This window comes from Rickettsiales endosymbiont of Peranema trichophorum (genome assembly GCF_004210275.1).
In the GTDB taxonomy this organism is placed as follows: domain Bacteria; phylum Pseudomonadota; class Alphaproteobacteria; order Rickettsiales; family Midichloriaceae; genus RICK02.
Map to the genome: position 1 here is coordinate 1 of NZ_SCFA01000066.1, position 14,051 is coordinate 14,051.

The 14,051-nt window shown below is 42.0% G+C and carries 5 protein-coding genes and 1 tRNA gene; 1 reads left to right on the forward strand and 5 read right to left on the reverse strand.

Annotated elements, in window-relative coordinates:
* Positions 1–172 precede the first annotated feature (172 nt).
* A complete protein-coding gene (locus EDM53_RS03430) occupies positions 173–1,504 on the reverse strand; it encodes a PQQ-binding-like beta-propeller repeat protein (protein ID WP_165379612.1) in 1,332 nt (443 codons plus the stop codon).
* 169 nt (positions 1,505–1,673) lie between these two features.
* On the reverse strand, positions 1,674–1,901 hold the full coding sequence (locus EDM53_RS03435) for a hypothetical protein (protein ID WP_130122287.1): 228 nt from the start codon (positions 1,899–1,901) through the stop codon (positions 1,674–1,676).
* A 54-nt stretch (positions 1,902–1,955) separates the two neighbouring features.
* Between EDM53_RS03435 and EDM53_RS03440 the strand changes: the two genes are divergently transcribed.
* A tRNA-Arg gene (locus EDM53_RS03440) sits at positions 1,956–2,032 on the forward strand.
* A 240-nt stretch (positions 2,033–2,272) separates the two neighbouring features.
* Here the strand turns inward: EDM53_RS03440 and EDM53_RS03445 are convergent.
* The 3 genes from EDM53_RS03445 to EDM53_RS03455 form a co-directional block, all read right to left on the reverse strand.
* On the reverse strand, positions 2,273–11,761 hold the full coding sequence (locus tag EDM53_RS03445; protein WP_130122288.1) for a HEAT repeat domain-containing protein: 9,489 nt from the start codon (positions 11,759–11,761) through the stop codon (positions 2,273–2,275).
* Between the two features lie 66 nt (positions 11,762–11,827).
* Entirely contained in the window at positions 11,828–13,513 is a 1,686-nt protein-coding gene (locus EDM53_RS03450) for an AAA family ATPase (protein WP_130122289.1), read from the reverse strand.
* A 16-nt stretch (positions 13,514–13,529) separates the two neighbouring features.
* A partial coding sequence (locus EDM53_RS03455) for a PD-(D/E)XK nuclease domain-containing protein (protein ID WP_207215462.1) occupies positions 13,530–14,051 on the reverse strand: 522 nt, incomplete at its 5' end.

The window sequence follows — 14,051 nt, forward strand, 5'->3', positions numbered from 1 at the left end:
GAATAGGTAGAGCGGAATTTTTTGCACCACTGATTACGAGGTCGCCAGTTAACCGACTACCACCGCTTATAGTTATTGCATCCATTACAATAGCGTTATTTTATGAGTTACTTTGATTCATTGTGCCAATTTTAAACTAGATATGTGAAAGTGTCTAGTTTTAACCATAACATTACTTATATTGAGCAATTATTGCAGAAGAAATCAAAAATAAGCTTCCGTTAGAGACAATTGGTGGATTATAAACTCCAGAAAGAACAGGTTGGATGCTAACTAAAGAGCCATCGCCAATCCCAAACTTCAAGAGTTGACCAACAGAGTTGACCAACATGATGTTTCCATTGGTTACAATAGGCTGCATCCAAACCACTCCAGATTTTTCCTTTTTGCTTAACTTGCTATCTGTTAAGTGAGCGCTTAGATCCACTACCCATCTCGTCTTACCACTAAGCTTACTAAATGCAACGAGCTGCTTATACTCTGTGATTCCTATCAGTAAATCTCCATATGACCAAATTGGTCTGTTGACATATAGTGCTCTTCTCCAGATAGGTATGCCAGTACCAGCATCAAGGGCCATAACAGCGCCATCGTTACCATACGTGATGAGCATCTTACCGTCCATTAAAGTCTGATGCACAACGTCGTACACATGTCTCTGTACGCCAACGCCGCTAATGTTCATTGCAACATCGTATGACCACACTTCTGAACCGTCTGCGATGTCAAGAGCTATGATCTCTCCAGCTGAAGACGTGAAGATCACTTTATTGTTATTGACAACGGGTGCAGTTGTAGTGGTAATGCTCATCTCCCCTTTGTTGCCCAAGTAGTACCAAACTACAGCTCCTGTTTCACTATGCAAAGCGTACAGGCTGTTGTCCAAGCCTTGTATGAGAAGAATATTTTTATGGAGTACAGGCGTTGCTCTTGTCATGCTAAAGATCTCCCGGGACCATAACAATCTCCCATCCTCAGCATTAAGTGCAATAACAGTATTGAGACCGCCTGTAGCGTATATTACCCCGTTAGTGTGTAACATTCCACCAAGGTTATAGGTGCTACCGCTAAATCGACCCTTGTGCGTGAGGTTGTAAAAAAAGCTGTTTGACCATAACATCTTTCTGTTTGTAATGCTGTATGCATTAATCTTACCATATGTATCAAGCATAATCAGCTTATCATCAGAAACTATAGGGGACGTTACACCAGACAATCTGGTGGTTGTACCTATGCTGAACTGTTGAAACTGTTTTAGTGTATCTGGTAATAAAATATTTGGGTATTTTATTGAATCCACGCCAATTGAACTATCGACCGATTGGACGTTTTGTGGGACGATCTTGCTGTAATCTTGTGGATGTAGTTGCTCTTCTACTCCTTGTATTGCCGGTTGTGCCAATGCACTGATTCTTTCACCCTTAACTTCCACCTTGTTTTTTGAATGTAATCTGGAAAGAGCATCGCACCCTACTAGATTACCAAGAAGTAGTACAAACACCATGAGCTTTGCTGAGCAAAAAAAAGCTTCGGGCTTAAAGGGTAAATTCAGGAGGATTTTCATAATAACTTTGACTATACAATTAGGGCATGCTGATCAAAGTAAGTATCACAAAACTGCAATACCGGCAACCTTACTTTTCAGCTTCAGTGTAAAATACGTATACAATATGTCAGAATCCATACGTCAGATTGAGTGTCCTTTCAAATATTGTGTCGCCATCAAGCGTCGCGTTATCGCCCCCAAAGACGCCATCATTGCTCATTGAGCTATGCTCTTCGTCAAAGGCCTCAACACCATTTTCATCTTCAGGGCCATCTGAACCGTAAGAGCTGCAGTGTGTAGAGGAACCATATGAACACTCACTGCAAATATTGTGAGCAGTCGCCCTGAAACACATAAGTGATTGACTATACAATAGAGAGGCTTTATACTTTTGTTCAACTTTCTCGTTGTGCCCGTAGCTCAGTTGGATAGAGCAACTGCCTTCTAAGCAGTGGGTCGTGGGTTCAAATCCTTCCGGGCACGCCATCTTTTTCATGAATTTGTTTATTAAAATCATACTACGTTCTACACATGTTCTACACTTCAGATAAAAAGTCAGATAACACAAATTAACTCTGTATAAAAAACTAGGTCATAGCGCAGTTAATAATTGAGCACGTAAACACTCACATTTACTGAATACTACCAATAATGGCATCACCGCACGCCGTTTTTGCATGATCTCCCTATACGCTATTGGGTTGCAGCTTCGCTCTCCCAATAAGCCTACAACAGCTCCTCGACAGGTATCCAATGTTGTGATGTGTCGTAGTGGCAGATTCCTTCCTTATCACTTTCTACGTTATTACAATATATCTCCGATATTTCTTTCACAGTCCTTGTTATTTCGCTGTATTTCTTCGATATCTCTATCACGCTAGATGTGTGTTCGTTTAGCATCCTTAATCCCATACTCTCCACGAAGCATATATTACCCTCCTTCTCTACACAATTCATCACTTCTACTAATTTATATTCTCCATTCTCCGGTATCGGTAACCTTAATACAGATTCCTTACCCACTACTCCATTTAACTCTCCCACCTTCCTTATAAATTCTTCATTCTCTATACATCCTTTCTGTCCTTTGCAGTCACCGCTTATTATCTTGCTCTTCCATGAACCAAACCAGCCACAACCTTCATACATTTGATATGCATGCGCCTTTAACTCCTTCCCTAATTCCATAACCTTCTTGCTCATTACTATTCCTTTCAGCTCTGCTCCTATAGATGCTAAGGCTTCCTTCATCTTTAGCGACTCCACTCTCAGTTCTCCTCCCCTTACTATCACCTCCATCTCTTCGCCCAGTCTCTTCTCTCCATTCAATAATACATCTTTCAAGCCCTTATAGACTTCCACCTTCTCCTGACAGCTCTCAATGTCACTACATACAGATGTTTTATCCATTTCTTGCAATTTCTCTCGTAATTTCTCTATATTCCCTTCCAATACACCGTCTTTCTCTAATATCTTCAATATATTCGTTATGCTGTGTATGTTACTCTCTTCTATCAGTCTGTTATAATGACCGTCGTACACTTCCACTTGCTTCTTACATCCTTCCGTATCTCTTATTAGATCTATCAATCTTCCGCCAGACTCTAGCATTGTATTCAATGTATCTACCACTATACCCTCTGTCTCTGGTAACAAGGATAAGTGCTCCAATACCTTAGCTATTAACTGAGATTCTTTCTTCTCTATCAATTGATCGATTATCCCTCCTTTTCCTATTTTCCATACATCTTTTGTTGCTTTTTCTATAAAAACTCCAAATAATTCCGCTTTCTTCATCAATTCTTCCAATACAAACTTATCTCCTGCTTTTTCCATCACCAGTCCTGTTATTGCATCTACACTTTCTGGTCCGTATTCTGACAGCAATACCACCAACATCTCCTTGGTGATATTGATATCCTTGTATGACAATACCATCTGTAACCAGTTCTGTCCTTTTTGGTCCTCTGTATTCAATAATTCTACAGATTTATATCCTTTCTCCTTTATTTCTCCCAAAATATCACTTAATAACTTGACCTCTCCATTGTGAAGTCCATATACCAGCAACTTCTCATATCCTAATAGCTCTGCTTTTTGCTCGCTTGATAACCATCCTTCCGGTGGAAATATTCCTTCGTATGCGGTTCCACACATACTCTTTAGATTACTATAAGCACTTTGCAATGGTACTACTGAGTATGCCGTTATTCCTATACCATGCATCGCTTTTAGTATCTTTGATGGTGCATTAAATAGACCCAATACTTCCATCCCTAATCCTGCTCCCGTATTCAAGGTGTATACCCAGCTATTATCCTCTGATACAAGCCCTAAATCTACCGATGCTCTTCCCATTAAACTGCTTCCCGCTAACAACGCCATAGATGCTGGTACTAGTACAGGTGCTGTCATCAACCCTGTGGTTCCCGCAGCTGTAGCTGCTCCTATAGCACCTGCCGCTAATCCTCCAAAGTATACTGCTGTCATGCCCGATGTGAGGTAATACAGACTCTTCTGTACCATTCCTCCTTCTGCAAATCCAAATTCAGGCTGAGACATCGCCCATACCAGTTCACTATGTCTATTCGTTGTAATGTAGGATGCTGTCGCTCCTCCTAATACTAGCGTTGGCCTTACTACGTTACCTATCTTACTCGTCACTTCTTCTAGACCTGTCCAGTAAGATACTACGTTATCAAATGTATTTAACTTGCTGTCTATGTCTAAATAGCTCTCTCCCTCGTCATCTTTGATTGCTTCTTTGAGGACATATTTCAGTCTATCCCATGTTCCGGGCAATCTATAGGTTATCGAGGAACATATAAACAGCTTCTCTCTCGCATTGTTGTACTGAGGTTCGCTCCTTGACTCTTCTCCTAATGCTCCCTTTATCGCTTTTACCGTTTCCTCAGCACCGTCAAGTAATGCCGAGAGCATCCTTCCCCGATCGCTGATTGGCAATGCGCCTTTAATCATCTCTAGTTGGTTCATGATACCGTATCTGCCATCTATCGCATGTTCTACAACAAATTTTCTTGCCTTGTGGTTTGGTACAGTATCGTCCATATTATCCTTATCTCCTGAGCCGCATTCATCAGTACCGGCTGCGTCATTTACGGTCACTGGTCCTGCCGTAACCGCATCTACTGCAGGGGCTGGGGTAGTGCCTACAGTATGTAGGGGCTCCTTGAGGCCTAGCAGCTCTATTACAGTGCTAACCTGTTCGTCAACCACTTGAATATCTGCTAATTTCCCTTCCAATATTAACTGTATCACTAGCTTACTTACCTTTTTTGCTTCCTCTTCTCCTCTTGACATATCTTGGTCTTGCTCACTCACCTTCGCAACTTGACCGTTTGAGAAGAACCTCTTCAAATAATCCGTATAGCTCTTTAACTCTCCTGCCCCCTTGGCCGATGATACGTCTGCTATTCTACCTTGTACTGTCAACAAGGCAGATGTCACCATGTCTGCTTGCTCTTTACCTGCTATATCCAAGGCTGTTGCTATATGATCAGTACTGTCCTCTTCAAGATTGATGGCACCTGCAATCTTAACAAGCTCTCTTGATAATTTCTCTGCAAACCTCTCCATCTTTGTGCTAGTGCTGGCTAGCTTAAGGTATTGCTGGACTCTTTGGGACGTTGATTCCTCTTGACGGGTGCTGTCTATTTTCTCCATCACATCTCCTATTAATGACAACCCCACTACACCAAATAGTGACATTCCCTCTCCAAACGACTTCACTAATCCGCCAAAAGTACCCAAATGACCTTTTTCTTCCTTTGCTGATATCAATTCGCTGTTGATGTTTAAACACGCAGCATATACTCCATTCAGTTGTAATATCAGTGCTTTATAGAAGCCTTTCTTATATGGGTCAGATTCTATCTCTGCTACTTCTCTCTCATCCTCTTCCTTTAAATGGAGGCTTGTAAGAATAGGCTGTAGCTGCCTTTCTAAGTTGTTGAACTCCAACATATTAATCTCAAAGCTCTCCTGTCTCGTCAGTACATAGTTCACCTCCTTTTCTTCAAACAATTTCTCCTTCTTGAGCTCATATACTGTACCATCTGCGTTCTTTACATATTCTAGCCAGTTCAGCACCTCTACATGACCATACTGGTTTAACAAGCTCCAAAACTCATTGTATACATCTACTCCCACATCTATCTTTTTACCAGACACGTACTGTAGGAGCCTGGTTCCTGATTCCATGTCGAGTTCAATACTCGTCACATAATAACGTGGCTTTAACATGGCAACCGCGTTGTAGGACATACCATCAATGATGTTCTCCATCCTGGCTACTTCATTACTTCCAGCTTTGACTGTCTTACCGTTTCTAGGATCTCTTATGAACATCTCCTTCCTAAATGCACCGCCTGAATCCACAGATATCTTTGCTATCACATGATCTCCAAATACATTCCTTTTCTCCATCAGTAGAAGGACATCCTTTGGAGGTGTTTTGCCTTGTGTTGATAGGTGCATGATAGATGTGTGCCATCCCTCATTGGTGACTATAGCCTTGCTTCCTAGTATACTCTTTACATCTTCGCTTGAAATATCGGATGTAGCCGACCCAAGTGTAAACATTGGCTGATGTGTTTTATACTGCTTGGCAAGTTTTACATAATAGCCTAGCTCTCCACTATCCTCGCCCTTGCTTAGTGTATCCAGGGTCTTCTCTATCACATCCTCTAGCAATCTCTTGCTTTTTTCATCCTCTACTCTATATCTGATACCGTTCAATATCACGCTACCATCTCGTCTAAATAAAGCAGTGATGCCGTGTTTCATGCACTCTTCCATGAATTGGGCTTCTTTTTCCTCTATGACTCTATCTTCAAGCACACTTTGATATAGCTTTTTCAATAGGTTCCTGCTTTCAGAGGACATACGCAATACATTATCGATACCCACCTCCTGTAGAGCCTCTATAGCTTTAGCCGCATTCCCTGGTTTAGCTATCTGTTCGTACAAAACCTTACGTGCTATCTTCACCAACTCTGCTTCTTTCGGCTCCTCTTCATCTGGATGTTGACCTATCACTTCTAATATCGGCAAAACAAGCTTCCAACTTTGTCCTTTATAGTCATCCAATGATTTTAACCTAACTTCTAATGTTCTCTTAATTTCATCTCGTAACCCGTCCCTGCTATCTTCCCGTTCATCATCTTCTTCGATAGCATTAAACAACCTAGACGCTGCATGCACATTTTGTGTACCTCCTATATAATGGTCAAATCTTTGCAACACTTGCTCTAAAACGCTCTTTAAAATGTCCTCGCTTCCCTTACTGGTTGCAACAGGCTTGTTACCCTTGAAGTCAGGAGCCAAAGCTTTTTGTACGGACCGTAACTCATCTATTTGAATGTCTTCTAATGCGCCAAGATCGTTTAGTTGAGTAGATAATGCACTGATAATTTTATCATGTGTTATTTTATCAGTTCTGCTAGTCTCTCTTAGGTCTAATAGTGTCTTAAAGCCACTATTACAGATGATAGCATCTATCGCTTTACCTGCGATCCCGTGGGTACCACTGTCTTTATCCTTCAAAAGGAGAATTAATTGCATTAAAGCTTGCTTCCTTACTTCTCTATCTTCCACTCCGGATGCTACACAACCTAGCGTGTAGGCTACATCCTGATCTTTCAGAAAAGGAATGAATTGCTCTAAGGCTTCATTCGCTACTTCTTTATCCACTCTCACTCTCTGCGCTATCTGAAATATCGCTCCAACTACAGATCTGTGCATATTCTCAGTTTTCAGAAGAGGAATTAGTTGGAGTAATGCTGCCTTTGCTACTTCTTGATCTACTGCCACTTTACATATCGCCCAAGCTACAGCTTTGCGCGGATACTTGCCTTTATCTTTCAGAAGAGGAATCAGCCCCATTAAAACTGCCTCACGTGCTCCTTTGTCCACCTTCACCCTATATGCTACCTTGCCTATCGCATGAATTACATTCGCGCTGTCTTTCGAGGCCGATTCCTTCAAAAATTCCATTAATTGCGTTAAGACTTCTTCTCCTACATCTTGATCTATTCTATATGCTACTTGACCTATCGCTTCAGCTGCAGCTTGCCGAACATCTCGCCCTTTATCTTGCAGAAGAGGCATTAATTGTCTTAAGATCTCCCGCGCTAGTTCCTCGTCTGGCTCTACTCTACATGCTACATTACCTATCGCTTCAGCTGCAGCTATCCTGGTATTACTATCTTTCAGGAGATGAGTTAATTGCGTTAAGGCTTCATTCGCTACTTCCTTATCCACCCTAGATGCTATCTTACCTATTGTTTCAGCTGTGACATAGCGCGCATTCTTATTTTCCAGAAGAGAGATTAATTGTCTTAAGACTGCCTTGCTTACTTCTTTATCTACTCTAGATGTTATCTGTCTTATCGCTTCAGCTGCAGCTTCCCGAACATACTTGTATTCGTCCTTCAGAAGAAGCATTAATTGTCTTAAGACCGCCTTGCTTACTTCTTTATCTACTCTAGATGTTATCTGTCCTATCGCTTCAGCTGCAGCTTCCCGAACATACTTGTATTCGTCCTTCAGAAGAAGCATTAATTGTCTTAAGACCGTCTGCCCCACTTCCTTGTCTGCCTCTACTCTAGATGCTGTGCCACCTATCGCTCTAGCTGCAGCTTCCCGAACATACTGGCATTCATCACTCAGAAGAGGGATTAATCGTCTTAGGGCCTCCTTCGCTACTTCCTTGCCTAATCCTACTTTAGATGTTACCTCAGCGATCGCTCGAGCTGTAGCACTGCGAACACTCTCGTCTTCATTCTTCAGAAGATACATTAATGCCATGAAGCCTTCCTTGACTACTTCGTGATCTACTCCAACTCTACATGCTACATCACCTATCGCTTTAGCTGCAGCTTGCTGAATATACTTGGATTCATCCCTTAGAAGACGCCTTAATGCTATGAAGCCTTCCTTGACTACTTCGTGATCTACTCCAACTCTGCATGCTATATCGCCTATTCCTTCAGCTGCAGCTTGCCGAACATTCTCGTCTTCATCCCTTAGAAGACGCCTTAATGCTATCAAGCCTTCTTTGACTACTTCGTGATCTATTCCAACTCTACATGCTACATCACCTATCGCTTTAGCTGCAGCTTGCCGAACATTCTCGTCTTCATCCCTTAGAAGACGCCTTAATGCTATGAAGCCTTCCTTGACTACTTCGTGATCTATTCCAACTCTACATGCTACATCACCTATCACTTCAGCTGCAGCACCGCGAACGCGCCAGTCTTTATCACTCAGAAGATAAATTAACCGCATTAAGCATTCCTTGGCTACTTCTTTGTCTGCTCCATTTGCTACCTTACGTATCATTCGGGCTGCAGCACTGCGAACATTCTCGTCTTCATCACTCAGAAGAGGAATTAATTGCGTTAAGGCTTCTTGTGACGCATCAGCTTCAGATGCGATATCACCAATCGCTCTAGATGCGGCTCTCCTAACGCGCTCCTCTTCTGAGAGCTGAATTGCTCCGTCAGGGCCGTCGCCTTCATCCCCCAGAAGCTGTACTAATGCCATGAAGATTTCTTTCGCTACTTCGTGATCTACTCCAACTCTGCATGCTGCACAATGTATCGCTAGAACTGCATTGCTGCGTACAACTTCATCCTTCAGAAGAGGAATTAATTGTGTTAGTGCTTCTTTCGCTACTTCTTTGTCTACTTTATCTGCTACCTTACCTATCGCTAGAGCTACGACTCTGCCAGTATCTTTCAGAATAGCAATCAGCTGCATGAATACTTCATTCCTCGCTTCCCTATGGATTCCAGATACTGCATTACCTATCACTTCAGCAACAAACCAAGCATCCCGGTATCCCACCTTCCCCCCCTTCAGAAGAGAAATTAATTTCTTCACTGCTGCTGCTCCTACCTCTTTAACCGTACCCAACTCAATAAAAAAAACTCCTGTAGCTTCCTTCAGATTTTCATCTCTCAAGAAACTCATTACCTCCTTATTAACAAACTCCCCGATCCTTGCGCTTCTGACGCCCCCTTCCATATTCTCTAGCACTTTGGGCACAACCTTCAATATCGCTCCTTGTACTTGCCAGTACCCTTCCTCCTGTTCCTCTTTTGGTAATAGCAATTTCTCTAATATATCAAGCACTCTTGTATGTTCATCAGAAGACAGCTGAGCTATCACCTTACCCACCAGTCTTATCATAGATTTTAGCTCTATGCCCTTCTGAGAAACTATAACATCACTACCTTGCTCCTCCGCAGTCCCCAATGCACCTTGTAACTTAACACCACCTTCCAGTACCTCAAACAACCTACCTTTCATCTTTACAGACATATAAGTACTTCCGCGTATCTCGTCGCCCCAGTCCACTAACTTGGTACATACTACTCCATCTATAAAAGCTACCACCTCCTTATAGTGCGGTATCCTGTACCTATTGCCTTCCTTCACTTGTCCTAGTAGATGCATCAATAAGCTCACCTTGCTATCCACATCTAATTCCAACATTCCATCCGCATTTGATAATACTGCATTCCAAAATTGTTCCTTTATCGCCTCTTCAGAACCCATCACTAAGCCTACTAACAGCTTCAACGTCACCAAATACCTTGGCTCTGTCTTCACTTCTGATATAAATTGCAAAGCCTCCTTACGACTCTCTCCACCTTGCTTGAGCTTGTCTAGCAAGTAATATCCCGTTAACCATTCCTGAAAGCTTAAGTGAATAAACTCGTAATTTTGATGTAGCAGCATATCGTCCGATAGTGCTCCTATCTTCTTCTTTGCTTTTAATAAACCATATTTATATATGTCTCCTACCCTTACGCCTCTAAATCCACCTTCTATGGCCGCCTTGTCTAATGATGCTCCACTGATACTGACCTCGTTCTTGACGAAATGCTCATATGCCACCTTGTTTAGTAATTTAAACTCATCCGTACTTAGAATCCTATTTTGCGTCACATCTTGTTCATCCTTTTTATTTCTTGCATATCTCTTGCCTAACCATATCACAGCCTTTTGATATAGCTCCCCTATGGTATCGTCATTCCTATTACTCCTTGGTAATTCAATACCCTCATCAAATTGACTATTTCCTTCAACATCTCCGCTCACCAAGCAAAAGATGACCGTATTGATTGGTACCGACAAGGTCTCTCTCAATGATGGGGTGCTGTCATATTTCTCCTTCAATTTTTGATGTGCATCGCGTAACATCTGATTCCTATGCTCCACCTCCCCATCAAGACAAGGCAAGTTCTCCTTATGTTCAAAATACCTATCTATATACTGTCTGACTTCATTGTCTCCTAATCCTGCTCCTTCTATCTTTCTGACAAATTGATTCTCTATTCTTGGTGCTAATGAATTTGGTCTCGTTGTCAACACAACGTTTTCAAACTTCCATATCTCATCTAGCAACCTCTGTATCAAGGTATTGTGGCTTAAGTGGGCTACTTCGTCGTACCCATCTAGTAACAACAGTATTCTTTTGTTGACCGCTGCATCTCTGGTACCTTCCTTAAGGATCCTGACCACCTCATCCTTTGATATCTCCATATCATCGATCTTCACTTCTCGTTCATTAATTGTTGTCTCTAACTCTGCAATTTGTATTTCGTTTCGTTCAGTTTTTTGGCCTTTTAGCTTTTCTAGCTCCTGCTTCTTCTCCTCAATGCTGTTCTGTACCTCTAACAGCTGCTCAAACAACCCCTCATATATAAACTTTGCTAATGGGTCTACCTTAGTCGCAGAACGCTTATTCCATCCATTTGCCATTAGGTTCTTTAATTTGACGCTAAATACATAATCAAACTTGCCGCCAAATAGCCTTTTGTTTGGATCTTCTTGCCCCCATTTGTACGATATGTACTTAAGTAATGTGCTCTTTCCCATACCTGCTATTGCGGTTATCAACACCTTACCCGTCGCAGCTTGATCTCCTACCGCTTCAAACAGGTTCTGTACCTCTATCGCCTGCTTATCTCCGCTACCCAGGCTATTTAGCATTATCCGCAAATTGACATAATATTTGTCCATCTTCTGGTCAGGAAAAGTCTCGTCTTCGATCAGTTTTGGCAAGGTATCCTGTGACCTATATAGCCATTTCAGCTTCTCGCTTAATGTGTACTTCTTGTGCTCATTAGCTGTTGAGGTAGTATCCTGTGCTCCAGATATGGAGCGAGTATCAATGGCAGGCATCGGGATTTTTCATGACATTAGCAATCCCCTGATGCTATATCACTCGATTTCTTAGCACAAGCTAAATTATATATTGACCTTTTCACTCACCAAACACATCTGCTTACCGCAAAACGCTAGCCCTATTGCAAGCACCTCCTTCACACCATTCTGTCTAAAAAGCTCCAGGTATTGCTTATCCTTAACTTGCTTTAACCCTTTTTCTGCCTTCGCCTTCAGCTCCTTTGGGTCATCCGTTGCTTTAAACTCCAGCAGTATGCCAGCTCTTTCACTCTGTTTTGGCAACATCACTACGTCAAATCTTCCAAGCCCTGATTCTTGATTTGAGCGTATGTAGTACTCTCCCCTCAGCCCTACTACTAAGCCCAATATAAACACGTGAAACACTTGCTCCGGCGTGTTCTTATTAAAGTCAAAGTAGCTCCCGCTTTGCATGATATAGCTTGTGATGTACATCTCAAACTTCTCCATGTCCCCATCCACCAAGCTTCTCACAAAGCTGTTGTATGAGTCTATGCTCGTTGCCTCGCTAAACCATTCAGATACTATTTGACTATATACTCCTCCAACTTCCTTGTTCGGTACAGATATCTCACATACAAGGTGATACTCCATAAACTTGCTACTTAGCACCTTCAGATATCCTGCATACAATAACAAGCTCCACAAGGCTTCTGGCTTCTTCTTGACGTCCGGAAACACCAAATTCTCAGACAGTACTTGTGTGATTACCTTCCCCTGCAACAACTCCTCAAATTCCTTTCTGACTTCCGGCTTCGCATCCTTTAACAGCTCTTCTATCAACTCATTCCCTGATGTCTTGACCCAGTAGGTCTCTAACTTCCCATGGTTCTTTAAACACTTTATTATCGACCAGGGATTGTATAGTACATGCCTCCCTATTTGATAACCATTGTACCATTCCTTGATCGCATCAAGCGATACTGCTTGCTTCGTTTCTTCCAGCAGTTTGAGAACCTCATCTTCGGTAAACCCAAAGTATTGCCCATAGTCTTCTCTCAATAACGAGTATACCTCTATGTTGTTTAATCCAGAAAACAAACTCTCCTGAGAGATACGCGTTATTCCTGTGACTACAGCCTTTGTTAAGTAACTGTTATCCTTTAATGCCTGACCAAGCATACTCCGCATTAGCTCTACCATCTTCTCGTAGTATTTGTGCAGGTAAGCTTCTTGTATCGGTGTGTCGTACTCGTCTATCAATATAATTGGGTTCTTCTCATACTTCCTATACATATACAGGCACAACCGCCTAAGTGCTGACTTTATGTCAGATGGCTTCCCTTCTCTGTTCATTAATGCCTTAAAGATCCTTGCCTCACTATCTGATAGCAATCCATCCACTTCAAGTAAATACCTGTGTACTTCATACAGCTCCATAATAAGACATACAATATCCTCGTATGCTCCTCGGTATGTAGACTGCTTCACATCCTTGAACGATATGAATATCACTGGATATTGATTCTGATGCTCCTCACAAAATGCTTTGTCCTGGCCTATGTTCAGCTTCTCAAATAAATTCTCACTCTTTGGCTGGCTATGGTCCAAAAAGTAGTAAAGCATCGACAGGTTAAGCGTCTTGCCAAACCTCCTTGGCCTGGTGACAAGTATAATATCAGCACCATCCTCCATTACTTCCTTGATCAACAGCGTCTTGTCCGTAAAGACATAATTGCCTGTTGCTATCTTTTTAAAATCGCTGACTCCTACCGGTAGTTTGTATTTCATAATTTCACATTGCCTCTTATTTGTGTTCCAATAGGACCTTCTCACTCATCAAAGACATCTGTTTTCCAGAGAACGCAAGTCCTATCGCCACCACTTCCTTCACTCCGTTCTGTTTAAAAAGCTCAAGATACTGCTTGTCCTTCACTTGTTTTAGGCCTTCTTTTGCCTTTGCCTTCAGCTTCTTTGGGTCATCCGTTGCCTTGAACTCCAGCAAAATACCAGCTCTCCCACTCTGCTTTGGCAACATTACTACATCAAATCTTCCAAGCCCTGACTCTTGATTGGAGCGTATGTAGTACTCTCCTCTCAATCCTACAACTAGACCCAATATAAACACATGAAAGACTTGTTCTGGTGTGTTCTTATTAAAGTCAAAGTAGCTCCCACTTTGCATTATGTAGCTTGTGATGTACATCTCAAACTTTTCCATGTCTCCATCCACCAAGCTTCTTACAAAGCTGTCGTATGACTCTATGCTTATTGCCTCGCTAAACCAATCATCTACTATGTCATCGTACACAAAGCTCACTTCTTTGTT

Coding starts and splice junctions, on each gene's coding strand:
- EDM53_RS03435 (WP_130122287.1), bottom strand. CDS start 1,901: ATGTGTTTCAGGGCGACTGCTCACAATATTTGCAGTGAGTGTTCATAT.
- EDM53_RS03445 (WP_130122288.1), bottom strand. CDS start 11,761: ATGCCTGCCATTGATACTCGCTCCATATCTGGAGCACAGGATACTACC.
- EDM53_RS03450 (WP_130122289.1), bottom strand. CDS start 13,513: ATGAAATACAAACTACCGGTAGGAGTCAGCGATTTTAAAAAGATAGCA.
- EDM53_RS03430 (WP_165379612.1), bottom strand. CDS start 1,504: ATGGTGTTTGTACTACTTCTTGGTAATCTAGTAGGGTGCGATGCTCTT.